We start from the raw sequence: 18,832 nt of genomic DNA, 5'->3' as shown, positions 1-18,832 counted from the left end.
CCGGGGCGCTGCTGGAGCCGATCAGATGATCGGAGAGGGTGTACTTACGCTGCGGTGAGCGTGTTCGATACCGAGATGAGGGTAACGATTGCCGCGTTGATGAAGCCGGCGATGTACGGGTTGTTCGTCTCACGGTAGATCTTGCGCGAGATGACTGCGGTCACGGCCAAAATGACGATAACCGGGTAGAGCCAGATGCTGAAGATTCCGCCGAAGCCGTCGATCGTGTACCCCGTGGTGAAGAAGTTGGTGTACTGAGCGATGACGAGAACGATGGGTGCCAGAGCGTTGAAGAGCGCCAGCAGTGCCGTGTTGATCCATTCCTTGCCGCGGATGGAGAAGCGGTTGAAGGCGTTGACCGCAACCGAGTTAGCGACAAAGTAGATCGCGAACAGCGGCAGGTACATCAAGGCGATGCCGACCTTGTCAGGCGTGAAGGCCTTGACTGCGATGACCCACCAGCGGAAGTCCGTCTTGAAGAAGTAGTCGAGCACGAAGACGATCGCGTATGCCGAAACAACGACGACCAGTGCGAGACCGATTCCATGGAAGAACTTCTTCCAGCCAGGCAGTACGCCGGATGCGCGAAGGTCGAGACCATTCTTGCGTCCGAAGACGAGGTACGAGATCGTCATGATGATGATCGCGGCGATCGCGTTGACTGCGGCCCAGAAGGCGACGAAGAACACGGCGCCTTGAGGCATGAAGAACTGAACAGCGTTGAACGCAATCGCGCCCACCCACGGGGTATTAGCGAGGATCAACCAGCTCCAACCGGAGATGATTGCCGAAACAACCAGTCCGCCCCAGAACCAGGCGAGGCCCTTGCGGGTAGCGGGCACCACTGCTGCTGCCGGAGTGCGCAGACCTGCGAAGGCGCGGGTCGAGAGCATTGCACGCGTGAAGGCGAGCAGGAAGATTCCGAAGCCGATCAGACCGAAGAGTGTGAAGGTCTCCTTGACCTGCCACACCTGCGAACCGGATGCGATCTCGTTGGGAGCACCGAATGCTTCTTGGAAGAACTCGATCTGGCTGCCGACTGTCGTCTTGGAGATGGTTCCCCAGGGGTGGTTTTCTGCCGGCGTGTAGACAACGCGCAGAGCCTGCTCGCCATCGACGGAGTCGGTGTAGAACTCGCTCGCGCCGCGAACGTCAGAGGAAACTTCTTCCGGGTTTGCACCGAAGTGGAGGAATGACTGTGCGTTCGGGGTTCCGATGTAGTCGCGCGGCGGCGTGAGAACTTCGCCCTCGGGGCTGTAGCTGCGGAAGAAGAACTCGTCGTACTGGTCAGCGACGATTCCGACATCGCGGGCACCGTAAAGGTTGAAGTACGCGTTCTCAGCTTCGGCATCCGTGTACACAGCGTCGTTGTCAACCAGCAGAACAGCAGAGATGAGCTGTTCATCGGCAGCATTGTCGATGAACATCGAGAAGTTGGCTGCACGAGCACCGTTTGAGTGACCGCTGACACCAATCTTGTCGGTGTCGACGTAGGGGAAGTCGGCGACGAGCTTTACAGCGTCGTACATTCCGGTGCCACCGAGGGTGACGTCGGTCGTCAACGGTGACGAGTTGCCGTGACCGAACATGTCGATCGAGACAACAACGTAGCCACGGCGCGCAAGCTCAACATAGTTGGCGTCTTGCATTTCGCGGTTGTTCCACCAACCGTGGCTGACCACGATGGCCGGAACCTTGTTGTCGACGGTCGCGGTGTCAGGCTTGAAGAGCAGAGCGCTCATCATCTGACCCGATGAGGTCTCCCAGCGCATGTCCTTAACGCTGATTGAGCCTGCACCGGTTTGCACGATGGACGCACCAATTGACGCGACCAACATCATTACTAGCGAGAGAACGAGCCAAAAGCTGTTCCTCTTAACTAACGAGGTTTTCATTGATTCCCTACCCCTTCGTGGGTATCGATTGCTGTGTGATTATGAACGTGACTGACAGCACGTCCGTCATGGGTTTTGGCAGGCAGATTAGGTCTCCACGTCCTCATCAACCCAGCCCATGGTCTTGGTTACCGCTTTTTTCCAGTTGCGGTAAAGCTGATCTCTCTCGAGGCGGGCCATTTGCGGCGTCCACCTCTTGTCTTCGTTCCAGGTCGCCAGCACATCGTGCTCGCTGTCCCAAAAACCGATCGCGATTCCGGCGGCGAATGCTGCGCCGAGAGCGGTCGTTTCGGTGATGCGGGGGCGGATGACATCCACGCCCAACTGGTCAGCCTGAAACTGCATGAGAAGTTCGTTTGCCACCATGCCGCCATCGACCCGCAACTCAGCGAGGTCGACTCCGGCATCCGCGTTCATGGCGTCCATAACCTCGCGCGTTTGGTACGCGGTGGCTTCGAGCGCGGCGCGAGCGATGTGGTTCTTGGTGACGTAACGAGTGAGGCCGAGAAGGGCTCCCCGAGCATCCGGTCGCCAGTAGGGGGCGAAGAGTCCGGAGAAGGCAGGCACGAAGTAGGCGCCGCCGTTGTCTTCAACTTCGAGAGCGAGGCGTTCGATGTCAGGCGCATCGGCAAACATGCCGAGGTTGTCGCGCAGCCACTGAACGAGCGATCCGGTCACCGCGATCGAGCCCTCGAGGGCATAGACGGGAGCGGCGTCACCGATCTTGTAGCAAACCGTAGTGATGAGGCCGTTATTGCTGTGCACGCGCTTGTTGCCGGTGTTGAGCAGCAAGAAGTTGCCGGTGCCGTAGGTGTTCTTGGCCATGCCTTCGCTGAAGCACGCCTGACCGAAGGTGGCAGCCTGCTGGTCTCCGAGGATGCCCGCAATCGGCACTCCCGGCAGCGAACCGTGGTCGCGGCAGTGGCCAAAGATCTCGCTCGATGAACGAATCTCGGGCAGCATCGACATCGGGATGCCCATATCGGCGGCAATATCTTCACGCCACTGCAGAGTGTCGAGGTCCATCAGCATGGTGCGGGATGCGTTGGTCACGTCGGTCGCGTGCACTCCCCCGTCGATACCGCCGGTGAGGTTCCAGAGCAGCCACGTGTCAATGGTTCCGAAGAGCAGTTCGCCGCGGTCGGCCGCTTCTTGAGCACCGTCGATGTAGCGGAGAATCCAGGTGACCTTGGGTCCGGCGAAGTACGGTGCGAGCGGAAGGCCAGTGATGGCTTTGTACTTTTCGAGTCCCTCGGCGCCCGCGAGCTCGTTCACGATGTGCTGAGTGCGAGTGTCTTGCCAGACGATTGCGTTCGTGACCGGCTTGCCTGTGAGCTTGTTCCACACCACCGTGGTTTCACGCTGGTTGGTAATGCCGACGGCGGCGATGTCCTGGTACGTGAGGTTCGCACGCGACAGCGAAAGGCCTACTGTCTCTCGAACGTTGTCCCAGATTTCCATCGGGTCATGCTCGACCCAGCCGGCGCGCGGAAATATCTGTTCGTGTTCGAGCTGCCCGTTCGAGACGATACGCGCGTCATGATCAAAGATGATCGAGCGAGAGCTCGTCGTTCCCTGGTCAATTGACAAGATGTACTGTGTCATTTTTGGCGTATCTCCATTGATCGTCTGTACTTCTGTAGGGCAGTTTCGTGCCCGGTTTCAGTAGTTCGGTTACTTCGATTCGAGTGCTGCGGGCGGGGTAACGAGCGGCACGATTTGCGGTGCTGCTTCGCGCACGGTGGATGCGGCTTCGTCATCGCGGGTGAGCGCGGCAGCAGCCACGGCATCCGCCATCTGGTGGTACACGGCAACTTCGTGAGCTGTGGTCTGCTCGTCCCAGCCGAGCAAGCTCGCTGCGATTTCAGCGACCTCAGGAACGGCGGCCATTGCCTCGTTGAGGTACTCGTAGTTCATTCGAGTGCGTCGCGTCATGAGGTCTTCGAGGTGCAAAGCGCCTTCATGCGTGATGGCGTAGGCGATCTCGGCACGCAAGTAAGCGGACGCGTGTGTGAGCGGCTTGCCCATCGTTGCGTCAGCGTCCGCCATTGCAGCGATTTCGCTGATGTTTGCGCCATAGCGGTGCAGGAGGTGGTCGATCATCTGATCGCTCCAGCCGTACGTGGCGCTGAGGCCGGCGGCACTAGCGCGGGCCTCTTCGAGACCGTCAGCACCGAGAAGCGCAACACGAGCGGTGGTCGAAGGGTTAGCTTTGGCAGCCTCTTTGCCGATGGCAAAGTCGACGGCATCCTTGGCCATGACGCGGTACGTGGTGAACTTTCCGCCGGCAATCACCGTGAGGCCGGGGATGGGCGACGCCACGGTGTGCTCGCGCGACACCTTGGCAGAGTTGGTGCCTTCCATCGTGCCGGGCTGCAGCAGGGGGCGAAGACCCGCCCAGGTGCCGATCACGTCGGTACGGTCGATGGGGTCGGCGAGAACGGCGTTCGCTTCGGCAATGACGTAGTCAATGTCGTCGGCGGTTGCTGCGGGGTTGAGCAGGTTTTCTTTCCACGGGGTGTCCGTGGTGCCGATGACCCAGTAACGCGACCACGGGATAACGAAGAGCACGCTCTTGGACGTCTGCAAGATCAGCCCAGCTTCACCCTTGATGCGTTCACGAGGAACAACAATGTGGATGCCCTTGGAGGCCAGAACCTTGAGTCCGCCGCTTTCGTGGGCGAGCTCTTGGGTCTCGCCCGTCCAGACGCCAGTGGAGTTGATGACGGCCTTGGCCCGTACCGGGAAGGTCGTTCCGGTTTCGAGGTCGACCATGACGGCGCCGTTGACGGCACCCTCATCGTTGTGAGTGATTTCGATGACCTGGGTGCGGCTAGCTGCTGCTGCGCCGTGGGCCGAAGCGGTGCGGATGACGCTGACAACGTAGCGGGCATCATCGACGTTGGCGTCCCAGTATTCGATCGCACCAACGGCAGCGTCGTGAGCGAGGCCGGGGAATCGAGCCGCGAGTTGCTTGCGCGACAGGTGGCGGTGCCACGGCACGCTGCGCTTGCCGCGAGAGTTCTTGACCGTGACGGACGCGAGGAAGTCGTAGAGGGCGATACCGGCGCCGACGAAAGCGCGCTCCCACACGTGGTGGCGCAGCGGGTAAAGGAAGGGCAGCGGACGCACGAGGTGCGGTGCCACATTGTTCAGCAGCAGATCGCGCTCGGTGAGTGCTTCGTGCACGAGCTTGAAGTCGAGCATCTGCAGGTAGCGCAGTCCACCGTGGATGAGCTTGCTGGCGCGGCTGGAGGAACCCGCGGCCCAGTCTTGGGCTTCGACAACGACGGTGTCGAGTCCACGTGTTGCGGCATCCAGAGCGATTCCGGCTCCGGTGATTCCACCACCGATAACGAGCACGTCAAGCTCGCGACCCGGCTGAGCGCTATCAACGAGGCGCTGGATGGCGCTGTCGCGGGTTGCTTGGGTGAGGGACTGTTCAGCCATGAAAAGTGCTCTTCTATCGTGTGGTGGTGGCACCGCGAGGGGCGGCTGTGAATCCTCTGAGATGATTCACATTGAGCAGCGTATTACGGTAGCCATACCAAATGACAAACTGAGCAGCACATCTGCACGAACGTGCAAGGATGGACATTATGGAACGCGAAGAGGCAATGCTGTCGGCATCATCGATGTATTACTTGCAAGACATCAAGATGGACACCATCGCCAACCACCTGCACATGTCCCGTTCAAGCGTCTCTCGCCTGCTTCGCGACGCCCGCGAAAGTGGCCTCGTTGAGATCACCCTGCGCCCCACCCCGACGCGTGGTCCCGGCCTCGCCAAAAAGATCGAGGGCTGCTTCGGCGTCGAGACTCACGTTGTGCCGGTTGCAGACCTCGCGGATGAGGCAGAACGGCTCGATCAAGTGGCCCGTGCCACCGCCAGAATGGTGACCAGCTGGTTCGACTCCGACATGATTATGGGGGTTGCTTGGGGTACCACTTTGGCCGCGATCTCCAAGTATTTAGGCAAGAAACCAACCCGTGGCAGCGCCGTAGTGCAGCTCAACGGAGCTGCCAATGTGCGCACCTCGGGAGTGGAGTATGCGGGCAACCTGATCGCCAACTTCGGCGATGCTTTCGACGCCCAAGTGCACCTTTTCCCCGTGCCCGCGTTCTTCGATTACGCGGAAACCCGCAACGCGATGTGGTCAGAGCGGTCAATTGTGCGCGTGCTCGAATATCAGCGCCGAGCCGATATTGCGCTGTTCTCGATCGGTGCCATTGCGGGAGAAGTGCCCAGCCACGTCTACTCCGCCGGCTACCTCGAAGCCGGAGACATCGCCACCCTCGACAGCGAAGGCATCGTCGGTGATGTCTGCACCATTTTCTTGCGCGAAGACGGCACCTATGAAGACCTCTCAATGAACGCACGTGCAACGGGCCCAACCCCGGCAGAACTGCGTTCCATCCCCCGCCGCATCTGCGGTGTCGCGGGCGACAACAAGGTTGTGCCTCTGCTGGCCGCGCTCCGAGCGGGCGTCATTACTGACCTTGTCATCGATGAACAAACCGCAACGAAACTCGTCGAACACGTTCTCGCGCTCAAGGACGACGCAGCATCCGACACAGAACTCGCGTTCCAAAACGAGCAGAGCACGCCCGGGCAGGCGCCGGCCTAACTCTCGCCAGCCGGGCTGCCACTGCGGGGGTTGCTGCAGCTGTGGTTGCTGCTGCTGTGTTCGCTGCAGCCGTAGTTGTTACTTGTCGACGACGTGCATGGCGCGGGCGGCATCCGTAATGCTGCCCGTCAGCGAGGGGTAAACAGAGAACGCGCGAGCCATCTGGTCGACGGTAAGACGGTGCTCTACGGCGAGCGCGATCGAGATGATCAGCTCGGAGGCATTGGGGGCAACGATGACTCCGCCAATCACCGTGCCAGAACCGGTGCGAGCGAAGAGCTTCACGAAGCCATCCTTGATGCCCATCATCTTGGCGCGCGGGTTCGATGCCAGCGGCAGCTTGTAGATCGTTCCCTGAACGAGCCCTTCTTCGATCTGCTTTTGCGACCAGCCAACCGTGGCGATTTCAGGCTGAGTAAAGATGTTGGATGCCACGTTGCGCAGTTCGATCGGCGTCACGCCGTCGCCCATCGCGTGGAATACGGCGGTGCGGCCCTGCATCGACGCCACTGAGGCGAGCGGGAAGAAATCAGAGCAGTCGCCGGCCGCGTAGATCGACGGCATTGAGGTGCGGGCAACACGGTTGACTCGGATGTGGCCAGACTCGGTCAGTTGCACGCCAGCCTCTTCGAGTCCAAGACCTTCGGTATTCGGCAACGAGCCAACGGCCATGAGGCAGTGGCTGCCTTCGACCGTTCGTCCGTCGCTGAGCGTAGCAATCACACCATCCTTGGTGGTGGTGACGGATTCGGCCCGCGACTTGGAGAGCACGGTCATGCCGTTGCGCTTGAACACGTCTTCAATCACGCGGGCAGCGTCTTCGTCTTCACCGGGCAGCACGCGGTCGCGCGAGGAGATCAGGGTGACTTTGGCGCCGAGCGCCGTGTACGCCGATGCGAATTCGGCACCGGTAACACCGGAACCGACCACGATGAGGTGTTCGGGCGTTTCGGTGAGCGTGTAGAGCTGCGTCCACGTGAGGATGCGCTTGCCATCGGGCAGTGCGGAGTCGAGCACGCGCGGGCGGGCGCCGACCGAGACAATGACGGTGTCGGCATCCACTTCGTCGAAGTCTGTTCCTGCTTTGCCCTTGCCGGTCGACACGACCAGGCGCTGCGGACCATCGAGGCGGCCTTCGCCGTGGATGATTTTCACTCCGGCCTTGATGAGTTGCGACTTCATATCGTCGGACTGTTGCTGCGCAAGGCGCATGAGGCGCGCGTTCACGGCAGCAAGGTTCACGGTGATTTCGGGGCGAACGGCACGACCGGAATCGGAGCGCGAGTAGAACTGCACGCCCAGCTCTGCGGCATCCCGAATCGCGTTGGTTGCTTCCGCAGTGGCGATGAGCGTCTTCGACGGCACCACATCAGTGAGCACAGCAGATCCGCCGACACCTTCGCGTTCGACGAGGGTCACCTCCGCGCCTAGTTGCGCGCCCGCCAGGGCTGCTTCGTAGCCACCGGGGCCACCGCCGAGTATTGCAATTCGTTGGGTGCGCTCGAACTCATAGGCCATGCGCCAATTCTCTCGCGGTTCTGCCCCATCGACAAACCGCACGCTCACCGGTGTGCGTCAGCGGAGCGTGCGGCCCGAATCACCAGCGTCGTGCGCGCCTGCCTGCTCACATTCGCGCTGAATGTACCGGTGAGTCGCAGGCACCACCGTTTAGAGTGGATGCCATGTCACAGTCGCCAACCACAAACCCCCTCGACGACCCCACCGCAGACCCGTTTGAGGTCGCGAAAGACGCCGCTGCAGCAATCGCAGCCGCGACCGGAGTCGAGAAGCACGACATTGCCCTCACCCTCGGAAGCGGGTGGGGCAAAGCCGCCGACCTGATCGGTGAAACAACGGCAACGATTGCCGCCTCCGACATCCCCGGCTTCTCCAAGCCTGCCCTCGAAGGCCACGTCGGAACCCTGCGGTCAATCCTGTTGCCGAGCGGCAAGCGCGCCCTCGTCATTGGCGCTCGCACCCACTACTACGAGAACCACGGCGTTCGTCGTGTTGTCCACTCGGTGCGCACCGCTGCCGCCACCGGTGCCACGACCATGATTCTCACGAACGGCGCCGGCGGCATCAAGGAGACGTGGAAGCCCGGAACCCCCGTGCTGATCAGCGATCACCTCAACCTCACGGCGGACTCGCCGCTCGAAGGTGCGACGTTCATCGACCTCACCGACCTCTATAGCAAGCGCCTGCGCGAGATCGCCAAGTCGATCGACCCGAGCCTCGACGAGGGTGTGTACACGCAGTTCCGCGGCCCGCACTACGAGACGCCCGCCGAAGTCCAGATGGCCAAGACCATGGGTGGCCACATCGTGGGAATGTCCACGGCGCTCGAAGCGATTGCCGCGCGCCAAGCGGGCATGGAAATCCTGGGAATGTCACTCATCACGAACCTGGCTGCCGGCATCCAGTCCACTCCCCTCAGCCACGAAGAAGTAATTCAGGCGGGCAAGGATGCTGAAGTACAGATCAGTGGTCTTCTCGCCCAGATTGTGACCGCACTATGAGCACCGAAGTTCTCACCACCGCCGAGCTCATCGCTGCGGCCAACGCGTGGCTAGAGCAAGACCCCGACGCCGTCACCCACACTGAGCTCGAAGCTCTAATTACGGATGCCGCCCAGGGCGACGAGACCGCTATCGCTGGCCTTCATGACCGCTTTGATTCGCGGCTCGCGTTCGGCACTGCCGGGTTGCGCGGCGAGCTGGGTGCCGGCCCCAACCGCATGAACCGGGTGTTGGTCACTCAGGCGGCTGCGGGACTTGCCGCCTACCTTCTCACCCATGAGCTCAGCCCGAGCATCGTGATCGGCTACGACGGCCGCATCAATTCTGAAGTTTTCGCTCGAGACACCGCCACCATCATGGCGGGGGCTGGTGTGCGCGCCATCCTGTTGCCGCGACTGTTGCCCACCCCGGTGCTCGCCTTTGCTGTGCGCCACCTTAACGTCAGCGCCGGCGTGATGGTCACCGCCAGCCACAACCCCGCAATCGACAACGGCTACAAGGTCTATCTGGGCGGCGATAACCACGGTTCACAAATCGTGCCGCCCGCCGACGCCGACATCGCCCACGCTATTGATCTCGTTGCGAAGGGGTCGATTGCCGACCTCCCGCGCTCCACCGATTTCGTCACCACCGACGAGGGTGTTGTCGACGAATACATTGCCCTCACGGCGGCCCTCGCCGGCCCCGTCAAGGACGTCGTTTACACCTACACGGCTATGCACGGCGTGGGTTGGGAAACCAGCAAGGCCGTCTATGAGAAGGCCGGATTCGCTGCCCCCGCCCTCGTCGAAGAACAAGCCCACCCCGACGCCGCGTTCCCCACCGTCGCCTTCCCTAACCCGGAAGAGCCAGGTGCCATGGACCTCAGCTTTGCGAAAGCACGCGAAGTAGGGGCCGATCTCGCCATTGCTCACGACCCCGACGCCGACCGCCTCGCGGTGGCAGTACCCGGTCGCGACGGCGAATGGCGTCGGCTGAGCGGAAACGAAGTGGGAATATTGCTCGGGTGGCGCGCGGCAGAACGCGCCAACGGTAACGGCGTTCTCGCGGCATCCATTGTCTCGTCTCCGGCACTGCGTGCCATCGCTGCGGGTTACGACCTGGACTACACAGACACCCTCACGGGCTTCAAGTGGATCTCCCGTATCGATGGGCTCGTGTTCGGCTACGAAGAAGCTCTCGGCTACCTCGTTGATCCCGCCAAAGTTCGCGACAAGGATGGCATCTCGGCGTCAGTCGACTTCCTCTCGATGGCCGCCGAACTCAAGGCCGATGGCAAGACCGTGCTCGACAGGCTTGACGAGTTCGCGGCACGCTTCGGCGCTTTTGCCTCTCGCCAGGTATCGCTGCGCTTCGCCAAGATTTCAGAGATTGGCGAGACGATGACGCGCTTGCGTGCGAACGCTCCCACCGCCGTCGGTGGTCTCGCTGTGGCATCCTTCGATGACTTTGAGAACGGTGTTGACGGCTTCGCGCCCAGCAACATCATTCGCATGCAATTCGAGGGCGGAGCACGCGTCATCGTGCGCCCCAGTGGCACAGAGCCCAAACTCAAGTTCTATGTGGATGCCTCGAGCATGTCAGGCGAAGGCGCTGAGCGTCAGGCTGCGGCCGAAGCCGTCGCGAGCCAGCTTGAAGCGGGGATGCGCGAGGTTCTCAGCTAGCACCGCAGGTGCTGCTGCCGAACGGCGGCGAGCGAAGAAACGTGGGAGGGCGTCCTCGGTTAGCCGAGGGCGTCTTCTAGTTTTTGGGCAAGTTCCGAAGTATCAAAGAGATTCACGATCACGATGACATCGGCGTTGGTCTTGCCAATCGCCTCAACGAACTCTTGCGTCGTGAGAATAATCTGAGCATCCGCGGCAACCGTGCGAACGGTACTCACTTCAGCGGCAACGACAGTGGCTTCGAGATCAAGCGCGCGCAACGCACGTTCTGCGTTGACCTTGAGCACACCGGAACTGCCGATGCCAGCACCACAGATGGTCACGATTTTCACGACGGATTCACTCCCATGATGCGTTGGACCTCGGCAGCGGACGTTGCGGCGGCGAGCTCGTTAATCGCCGAGGAGTCATTGAAAATGTTAGCGACAGCCGCGACCGCTGCCAAGTGTGCGCCCGCCTCAGAAATAGCGAGGCCAAGCACCACCCGTACCGGATCGTTGTGGGCGTGACCGAACCGTACAGGTTCTTTGAGAGTGACAACCGAGAGCCCGTTTGCGATCACTTGGGGGCCAGGGCGAGCGTGAGCCAAAGCAAGACCGGGCGCAATAACGACGTAGGGACCGTGATCCTCGATCATGCGGATCATCTCGTCGGCATACCCCGGCTTCGCCGCGCCAGAACGCACGAGGGCTTCGCCCGACAGTCGAACAGCGGCTCGCCAATCAACCGCAAAAGCATCAATTTCAATCGCTGATTCGGGCAGCGGAGGGAGGGACATAACTACGCTTTCTCAAAACCGACGCTGATGGCTTCGGAGAGCTCTTCGCGTTCTTCAAGGGGCAGGAAGGCTGCGGCCGCAGCATTGAGCTGGAAGACCTCAAGGTCGGTGAGGTCGTAGCCAAACGCTTCCGTGAGCAACGCGAGTTCACGACTGAGAGTCGTGGCGCTCATCAGCCGGTTGTCGGTGTTGACGGTGACGCGGAATCCGAGTTGGTAGAGCAGATCGAAGGGGTGGTCGATGATTTCGTCGCCCCACTGCTCGATGGCACCGGTCTGAAGATTGGATGACGGGCTCAACTCGAGCGCGATCTCGCGATCCTTGACCCACTGGGCCAAGTCCCCGAGCGTCACATACGTGTTCTCGTCGTCTTCGTTGGCAATCGTGATGTCTTCAGCCAGGCGAACGCCGTGCCCGAGACGAAGCGCTCGACCGTCAAAGAGGGCACTGCGGATGCTGTCGAGGCCGTCTGCTTCCCCCGCGTGCACGGTGGCAGGAATGTAGTTGTGCGCGAGCAAGTCGAACGCACCACGAAGGCGGCTCGGCGGGAATCCTGCTTCGGGACCAGCAATGTCGAAACCGATAACACCGCGGTCGCGGTGACGGATTGCCAGCTCGGCGATGTCGGTGCCGCGATCGGCTTGGCGCATGGCAGACAACAACTGCCCCACCCGGATGCTGCGGCCGCTCGAGCGCACGGCATCCACACCCTGCTCCAAGCCTTCCTGCACGGCGGTGACAACCTGATCGAGGTCGAGCCCCTTCTGCAGGTGCTGCTCCGGCGCCCAACGGATTTCACCATAAATGACACCGTCATCAGCAAGGTCTTCCACGAACTCGCGGGCGACCCGCTGGAGACCCTCGGTGGTCTGCATGACAGCGATGGTGGCGTCGAAAGTCGCGAGGTAATTCACGAGCGAGCCGGAATCGGCCTGAGTCGCAAACCATGATTTCAGCGCCTCCGAATTGTCCTCGGGGAGCGCGTAGCCGACCTCATCGGCAAGTTCGACGATGGTCTGAGGCCGCAACCCTCCATCGAGGTGATCGTGGAGGGAGACCTTGGGAAGCGCTGCAATGCTCGCGCCACCTCCGGGCATCAAAAAGTTCTCAACAGCGGCGTTCATACGTCTAAATCTACCGTGCCTCTGGCTGAAAGCGCGCTGAGGTTAACCTGAACGGCGTTACGATCCTGTGAATGCTTCCCCGTTGAGGAGAATCGAAATTTCTTTTGCGGCGGCGGACGCCAATTCTTGAACGCGGTCCACATCCACTTCGCTGAACGTTGGTGCCACGTATGGCACCGTCAGCGCGGCCACCACAGCACCACTCGCCCCGAGAATCGGCGCTACTACATCGGTGATTCCGGGGTGCAAGGTATCGGCCCGCACGACCGTGTCAGCCGTCAATGGCGATGTTGCCGAAAGCACCGAACCTGTCGCCGTCGTCGTCAAATCGAATGTTGCCCCGACGCGCACTCGAAAACCGAAGTCGGCGGGAGACTCCACCTGAGCGACGACGCGCACTTCACTGCCATCGAGCACGGCGAGGTTGCACGATTGCCGCACGTGCTCCGCGAGAACCTGCATGATGGGTTGCGCCACGCTGACCAATCCCCGAAGTGGCGGATGCCGGTGCGCGAGTTCCAAGAGTTTCATTGCCAGCGTGTAGAGCCCCGACTGCTTGTCTCGGAACACGTAGCCGCGGCGTTCGAGAGTGGAGAGAACTCGAAAAATCTGGCCAATACTGCGCCCGGTTGCTTCCGCAATTTCCGACTGGCTGAGGGCTCCCGATGTTTCGGCGAGCAGCTCGAGAATGTCGAGCCCTTTGTCGAGGGCGGGAGCGGTGTACTCGGGGGTGGTCGCCATTAGCGGTCCGCTTTCATCGCGGCGAGCATCCGCCGGGCCGCCTCGCGGTTGATGCTGTCGGGCACGGGCTGCGCACCTGGTTCGAGCGTGCCTGCCGCTGTCGCGATACGTTCAAGCGAAAGCGCTTGAAGCAGAAATCCGAGATCCATCGATTCGATCGAGTTGCCCCGAGGCTCGCGCCCCGCCAGATTGATCATGCGGCCGTCCGCGAGCAGGGTGACGTGGCGGTTTCCCGGGAGGTTAACTCGCTCGATTGCACCGTCGATCACGGTCGTGCTCGTCGCCGCATCGCGCAGAGCCAGAACGTCGATTTCCCAGTCGAAGTGACCGCAGTTCACGAGCATCGCTCCGTCTGCGACAACCTCGAAGAAGTCGGTAGTTAGAACCTGCGGATGGCCGGTAGCCGTGATGAAGACTTCGCCCCAGCCTGCCAGGTCAAAAACATTTGCCACTCGATAGCCATCGAGTGCTGCCTCAAGGGCCTTGATCTCATCGACTTCCACAACAGCGACCTTGCCGCCCAAAGCACGAAGATAGTGCGCCACACCGCGACCGCACCACCCGTAGCCAGCCACCACAAAGCGGCGCCCAGAGACCATGACGTTCGTGACACGCATAAAGCTCTCAACAACTGACTGACCTGCCGCATGCTTGTTCTCATTGATCACAGTCAGAGGGTTGTCGTCGATAACGATGATGGGAAAGCGGATGTGCGTAGCGAGTTCCTCACGCAGACGGTAGCTTCCTGAGGTGGTTTCTTCGGTGCCGCCGACAATGCGATCGGTCTCTCCGAGCTCGACGAGACGAGCAACAATGCCGGCGCCGTTGTCGAGAATGATGTCTGGTTTCGACTCCACCACGTTTCGAATGTGTGCCTCATATTCGCACTCAGAGTCATCGCGGGCACCAAAAATTGTCATTCCCTGCGACCGCAAATAGGCAACAACATCATCCTGCGTCGACCCGAGATTGCCGGTCGCTACGATCTCCGCTCCCCCGGCCTTCAGGGTCTCGAGCAACACCGCTGTCTTCGGCTCGAGGTGCATCGCCATGCCGATGCGGTGCCCGGCGAAGGGCTTCGCTTGCTCGAACCGCTTTCGCACTTCGGCGAGCAACGGCATACGAGATCTCACCCAGAGCAACCGGGCGGCGGCACCGTCAATAAGATCATTTGTCATATCTCAACTCTACATATATGAATGACGTTTTCATATATGCTTTTGATCATGGCTGAAAAAATTATCCTCGACTGCGACCCCGGGCACGACGACGCGATTGCGATCCTGCTCGCTCACGGTAGCCCGCACATCGAACTCCTCGGAGTCACGACCGTGATGGGCAACCAAACAATCGAGAAAGTCACTCGCAACGCTCTGGCCGTTGCCCGCGTCGCCGGCATCACCGACGTGCCCTTCGCCCGCGGAGCCCACCGCCCGCTCGTGCGCGAAGTCGAAGTAGCCGAATCCATTCACGGCGAATCCGGTCTTGACGGCCCCGTGCTCCCCGAGCCTCTTATCGAGTTGGATGCTCGTCACGCCGTCGACTTCATCATCGACACCGTTATGCAGAACGAGCCAGGCACCGTCACGCTCGTTCCAACCGGCGCGCTCACCAACCTCGCTCTTGCCGTGCGCAAGGAGCCCCGCATCGCACAGCGCGTCAAGCAAGTTGTCATGATGGGTGGCGGCGTCAACGTCGGCAACTGGAGCGCTACTGCCGAGTTCAACATTGTGATCGACCCAGAGGCAGCCCACATCGTCGTCAACGAATCGTGGCCGCTCACGATGGTGGGCATTGACGTCACTCACGACGCCCTCGCCACCGACGACGTCGCCGCTGCGATCGCCGCCGTGGGCACCGCCCCCGCAGCATTCGTCGGCGAACTCCTTGAATTCTTCGGCGCTACGTACCGCGAAGCTCAAGGCTTCGAGCACCCGCCCGTGCACGACCCATGTGCCGTCGCCTTCGTGATCGACCCCTCCATCATGGACACCGTCAAGGTCCCCTTGAATGTGGAACTCACGGGTCAGCTCACGCTCGGCATGACCGTCACAGACTTCCGCGCGCCGGCCCCCGCCGACTGCACGACTCAGGTCGCTCGCAACATCGACGTTCCCAAATTCTGGGACATGATCGTCGACGCCCTCGAGCGCATCGGCGACCCGAAGCTCTAGACCTCCAGCGCGCGTGCCCGGCGCTTGCGTGCACCGAGATCGATAACGCCAACAAGCATCGCGATCGAGAAGAAAAGCGTTGTGGCGAGCATCCCGGTGCCGTAAGCGTGGTGGTACAGCTCGACGGTGCTTTCGCCGCTGTTGCGTTCGTTGTACAGAGTGGAATAGAACAACGAGAGTGCAACGGCGGTTCCGATCGCCGTCCCAATTCGTTGGCCAAGCTGCCCTACGGATCCCGCTAGCCCACCCTCGACGGGCGAAATGTCGTGCAGCGTGAGGGTTTGGTTGGGCGAGACGACGAGCCCACCTCCGGTACCACCGATAATGAGGGCTGCCGCCATCATGTAGGGCGTCAGCTCCGGCGGAGTCAGAATCGCGGCGGCCATGAGGAGCCCAAGCCCCACGAGCAAGATGGCGAGGCCCACAACCACGAGCGAGCGTCCGTAGCGCTCAACCAAGATGCCGCCGCGCCACGACGACACCGCACTGGTCAACGCAAAACCGATCGTCACCATCCCCGCGAAGACGGGCTCGAGGCCAAGCCCTAGCTGCAAGTACAGCGTCGTCATGAGAAACATCGCTGGCATTGCCGCGAAGTACACGGTCGCGAGCAACGTTCCGTTGCGGAACGAGCTGATGCGGAACAGCTGAAGCGGAACGAGAGGCGCCCGTCCCCCTGCCGCGTAGCGACGCTCCCACGCGACGAAAGCGGCGGCAGAAAGTACAAAGAGCACCAGCAGCCACCAGCGGTTGGGGTCATCCGTCGGAGCACCCGTCGTGAAGAGGAATGGCCACATCAACGCAAGCACCGTGATGCCGAAGATCGCGATCCCGACCGGGTCGAGGCTGAGGCGCTCGTAGCCTGCCTTGGAGGTGGTCGGGAGAATGCGCCACGCCAGAACGAGGGCGATGATGCCGAGGGGCACGTTCATCCAGAAGATGTAACGCCAGCCGTCTTCGGTGCCGCCGATCGCGATCATCAGCCCACCAAGCGTGGGGCCGAACGCAGTGGCGACACCGATCATCGCACCGAAAAGACCAAAAGCCCGGCCGCGCTCGGGTCCCCGAAACAGCTGCTGAATGAGGCCAATGACCTGAGGCATTTGGATGCCGGCCGCGACACCCTGCAGCAAGCGGAACACCAGCAACAGGGTCGCATTCGGGGCGAGCGCACACGCGACACTGGCGAGAGTGAAGAGTGTCAGCCCCACGAGAAACAGCTTCTTGCGCGAACGCTGATCGCCAAGGCGGCCCGCGGGCACCAGCACAAGGCCAAAGGTCAGCACATAGCCCGACACAATGAGCTGCAGTTGAGTGGATGTCGCGCCGAGAGCATCCTCGATCGACGGAAGAGCCACGTTGACCTTCGAGAGGTCAAGGATCGTGATTGCGGCGACCACAACACACACCCAGAAGGCACGCCATTTAGCCGAGTGTTCGGCTTCGGTCTCGGTAGTGTGTGCGCCACCCGGTGCCGGATCAGCACTGGCGGTGGTCTCATCCGCGGTCGTCATTGAGACAACATTACGTCAGCGGATGAGACCCACCATTCAGCTTACGAAGCCAGCATGCGGGGCGGTGCGCTAGTCGATGCGCCCAGCGATCAGCGGACCGCCATCGTGGATGGTGTCCCCGGCATCACCGATGCGGTACGCGCCCTCGAGCGACTCGAGTGCGCGCTCAAAACGAGCAGGCTCGTCGGCGTGCATCGTGAACAACGGCTCGCCCTTGCGCACAGTGTCGCCCGGCTTGGCATGCAAATCGATGCCAGCGGCGTGCTGCACCGGGTCCTGCTTGCGAGCGCGACCGGCGCCCAGACGCCATGCAGCAACGCCAAATGGGAGAGCTTCTTGTTCGACGAGAACGCCATCGCGCTCGACGACAACAACGTGGCTTTCCTTCGGCTGCGGCAAGGCAGCGTCGGGGTCGCCGCCCTGAGCGGAGATCATGCCGCGCCAGGCATCCATCGCTTGGCCGTTATCGAGAGCGGCTTCCACATCCGCGTCTTCGTGACCAACCTGAGCCAACATTTCGCGGGCGAGCGCTACCGTCAGCGCGCGCACATCAGCGGGGCCGCCACCGGCGAGAACCTCAACCGATTCGCGTACCTCATTAGCGTTTCCGATCGTGAGACCGAGGGGAACATTCATGTTGGTGAGCAACGCGACAGTCTTGACTCCCGCATCCTTACCTAGGCGAACCATGGTTTCGGCGAGCTCGCGACTGCGGTCGGCATCCTTCATGAAGGCGCCAGAGCCAAACTTAACATCGAGCACGAGGGCCGACGTTCCTTCCGCGATCTTCTTGCTCATGATTGAGGATGCGATCAGTGGAATAGCTTCGACAGTTCCGGTGATGTCGCGAAGGGCATACAACTTCTTGTCGGCCGGAGCGAGCCCTGAGCCGGCAGCACAGATCACTCCGCCAACGCCGCGCAGCTGGGCGTAGAACTCTTCGTTACTGAGGTCAGCACGCCAGCCGGGGATGCTCTCGAGCTTGTCGAGCGTGCCACCCGTGTGGCCAAGACCGCGGCCCGAAAGCTGCGGCACGGCGACGCCGAAGGAGGCGACGAGCGGGGCGAGCGGCAAGGTGATCTTGTCACCAACGCCACCGGTCGAGTGCTTGTCGGTCGTGGGCTTGCCCAGTCCTTCAAAGCTCAGCGTCTCGCCGCTGGCGATCATAGCCAGGGTGAGGTCGCGGATTTCTTCGCGCTCCATGCCGTTGATGAAGATGGCCATTGTCATGGCAGCCATCTGCTCGTCGCCGACATAACCGCGAGTGTAGGCATCCACGAGCCAGTTGATCTGGTCGGTGCTGAGCACACCCTTGTCACGCTTGGTGTGGATGAGGTCCACGGCATCGAAACGTTCGACCTGCTTGGCTTCTGCGCTGTTATTCACTGCGGTACTCCTCAAGAGTGCGTGGCCCGAACGCGTCGGGGATCACTTCGTCAATCGTTTTGATGCCAGAAACGGTGTCGAGCAACATGCCTTCAGCGGAGTGCTCGAACAACAGTTGGCGGCAGCGCCCGCACGGCATGAGGGCGTTGCCTTTGCCATCGACGCACGTGAAGGCAACGAGCTTTCCGCCGCCTGTCATGTGCAGGGCAGAGATCAGAGAACACTCTCCACACAGGGTGAGGCCGTAGGAGGCGTTCTCGACGTTCGCACCCGAAATCACCCGGCCGTCGTCGACAATTGCGGCGACGCCGACCGGGAACTTCGAATAGGGAACGTAGGCGTGGGTCAGGGCGTCTGTGGCGACGAGCCTCAGCGCATCCCAGTCAATAGATTGCGGCTCGATCGTCAT

The 18,832-nt window shown here is 61.3% G+C and carries 16 protein-coding genes; 4 read left to right on the top strand and 12 right to left on the bottom strand.

Annotated features, from left to right (window positions below; all coding sequences use genetic code 11):
* Nucleotides 1–44: 44 nt before the first annotated feature.
* The 3 genes from ACWFSR_RS02855 to ACWFSR_RS02845 all read right to left on the bottom strand — a co-directional run bounded on the left by ACWFSR_RS02855 (nucleotide 45) and on the right by ACWFSR_RS02845 (nucleotide 5,345).
* Nucleotides 45–1,895: an alpha/beta hydrolase family protein gene (locus ACWFSR_RS02855; protein WP_197107740.1), complete on the bottom strand. Its 1,851-nt coding sequence runs from the start codon at nucleotides 1,893–1,895 to the stop codon at nucleotides 45–47.
* 87 nt (nucleotides 1,896–1,982) lie between these two features.
* A complete protein-coding gene (gene glpK, locus ACWFSR_RS02850; protein WP_197107749.1) occupies nucleotides 1,983–3,500 on the bottom strand; it encodes a glycerol kinase GlpK in 1,518 nt (505 codons plus the stop codon).
* A gap of 69 nt (nucleotides 3,501–3,569) precedes the next feature.
* Nucleotides 3,570–5,345, bottom strand: a complete 1,776-nt coding sequence (locus ACWFSR_RS02845) for a glycerol-3-phosphate dehydrogenase/oxidase (RefSeq protein ID WP_447523025.1) — start codon at nucleotides 5,343–5,345, stop codon at nucleotides 3,570–3,572.
* 149 nt (nucleotides 5,346–5,494) lie between these two features.
* Between ACWFSR_RS02845 and ACWFSR_RS02840 the strand changes: the two genes are divergently transcribed.
* A complete protein-coding gene (locus ACWFSR_RS02840; RefSeq protein ID WP_197110380.1) occupies nucleotides 5,495–6,523 on the top strand; it encodes a sugar-binding transcriptional regulator in 1,029 nt (342 codons plus the stop codon).
* 78 nt (nucleotides 6,524–6,601) lie between these two features.
* Here ACWFSR_RS02840 and ACWFSR_RS02835 read toward each other — a convergent pair whose 3' ends face one another.
* Complete coding sequence (locus tag ACWFSR_RS02835) at nucleotides 6,602–8,041, bottom strand: NAD(P)H-quinone dehydrogenase (protein WP_197107756.1); 1,440 nt, start codon at nucleotides 8,039–8,041, stop codon at nucleotides 6,602–6,604.
* Between the two features lie 164 nt (nucleotides 8,042–8,205).
* Here ACWFSR_RS02835 and ACWFSR_RS02830 point away from each other — a divergent pair, with 164 nt between their 5' ends.
* Nucleotides 8,206–9,042 (top strand): purine-nucleoside phosphorylase, encoded by an 837-nt coding sequence (locus ACWFSR_RS02830; protein ID WP_197107758.1) that lies wholly within the window; start codon nucleotides 8,206–8,208, stop codon nucleotides 9,040–9,042.
* Nucleotides 9,039–10,706 carry a phospho-sugar mutase gene (locus tag ACWFSR_RS02825; protein ID WP_447523024.1) on the top strand — a complete coding sequence of 556 codons (1,668 nt, stop codon included), beginning with the start codon at nucleotides 9,039–9,041 and terminating at the stop codon, nucleotides 10,704–10,706. The genes ACWFSR_RS02830 and ACWFSR_RS02825 overlap by 4 nt, the downstream gene beginning before the upstream one ends.
* Before the next feature lie 59 nt (nucleotides 10,707–10,765).
* Here the strand turns inward: ACWFSR_RS02825 and ACWFSR_RS02820 are convergent, their stop codons facing one another.
* From ACWFSR_RS02820 to ACWFSR_RS02800, 5 genes are read right to left on the bottom strand one after another with little or no spacing between them, the layout of a single operon-like run.
* Nucleotides 10,766–11,038, bottom strand: a complete 273-nt coding sequence (locus ACWFSR_RS02820) for a PTS sugar transporter subunit IIB (RefSeq protein ID WP_197107762.1) — start codon at nucleotides 11,036–11,038, stop codon at nucleotides 10,766–10,768.
* Nucleotides 11,035–11,484, bottom strand: a complete 450-nt coding sequence (locus tag ACWFSR_RS02815; protein WP_197107763.1) for a PTS sugar transporter subunit IIA — start codon at nucleotides 11,482–11,484, stop codon at nucleotides 11,035–11,037. The genes ACWFSR_RS02820 and ACWFSR_RS02815 overlap by 4 nt, the downstream gene beginning before the upstream one ends.
* A 2-nt stretch (nucleotides 11,485–11,486) precedes the next feature.
* Nucleotides 11,487–12,608: an adenosine deaminase gene (locus ACWFSR_RS02810; RefSeq protein WP_447523023.1), complete on the bottom strand. Its 1,122-nt coding sequence runs from the start codon at nucleotides 12,606–12,608 to the stop codon at nucleotides 11,487–11,489.
* 57 nt (nucleotides 12,609–12,665) lie between these two features.
* Nucleotides 12,666–13,349, bottom strand: coding sequence for an IclR family transcriptional regulator (locus ACWFSR_RS02805; RefSeq protein WP_447523022.1), 684 nt, complete (start codon nucleotides 13,347–13,349; stop codon nucleotides 12,666–12,668).
* Nucleotides 13,349–14,527 carry an adenosylhomocysteinase gene (locus ACWFSR_RS02800; protein WP_197107769.1) on the bottom strand — a complete coding sequence of 393 codons (1,179 nt, stop codon included), beginning with the start codon at nucleotides 14,525–14,527 and terminating at the stop codon, nucleotides 13,349–13,351. The genes ACWFSR_RS02805 and ACWFSR_RS02800 overlap by 1 nt, the downstream gene beginning before the upstream one ends.
* A 48-nt stretch (nucleotides 14,528–14,575) precedes the next feature.
* Here ACWFSR_RS02800 and uriH point away from each other — a divergent pair, with 48 nt between their 5' ends.
* Complete coding sequence (uriH, locus tag ACWFSR_RS02795) at nucleotides 14,576–15,523, top strand: uridine-preferring nucleoside hydrolase UriH (protein WP_447523021.1); 948 nt, start codon at nucleotides 14,576–14,578, stop codon at nucleotides 15,521–15,523.
* Here the strand turns inward: uriH and ACWFSR_RS02790 are convergent.
* From ACWFSR_RS02790 to ACWFSR_RS02780, 3 genes are all read right to left on the bottom strand, one after another.
* Entirely contained in the window at nucleotides 15,520–17,037 is a 1,518-nt protein-coding gene (locus ACWFSR_RS02790) for an MFS transporter (RefSeq protein WP_447523020.1), read from the bottom strand. The genes uriH and ACWFSR_RS02790 overlap by 4 nt on opposite strands.
* A gap of 69 nt (nucleotides 17,038–17,106) precedes the next feature.
* Nucleotides 17,107–18,423 (bottom strand): thymidine phosphorylase, encoded by a 1,317-nt coding sequence (locus tag ACWFSR_RS02785; RefSeq protein ID WP_447523019.1) that lies wholly within the window; start codon nucleotides 18,421–18,423, stop codon nucleotides 17,107–17,109.
* Entirely contained in the window at nucleotides 18,416–18,832 is a 417-nt protein-coding gene (locus ACWFSR_RS02780; protein WP_197107777.1) for a cytidine deaminase, read from the bottom strand. The genes ACWFSR_RS02785 and ACWFSR_RS02780 overlap by 8 nt, the downstream gene beginning before the upstream one ends.

It is taken from the genome of Salinibacterium sp. NYA9b, from assembly GCF_976973725.1.
This window is presented reverse-complemented; position numbering and strand designations above follow the sequence as displayed.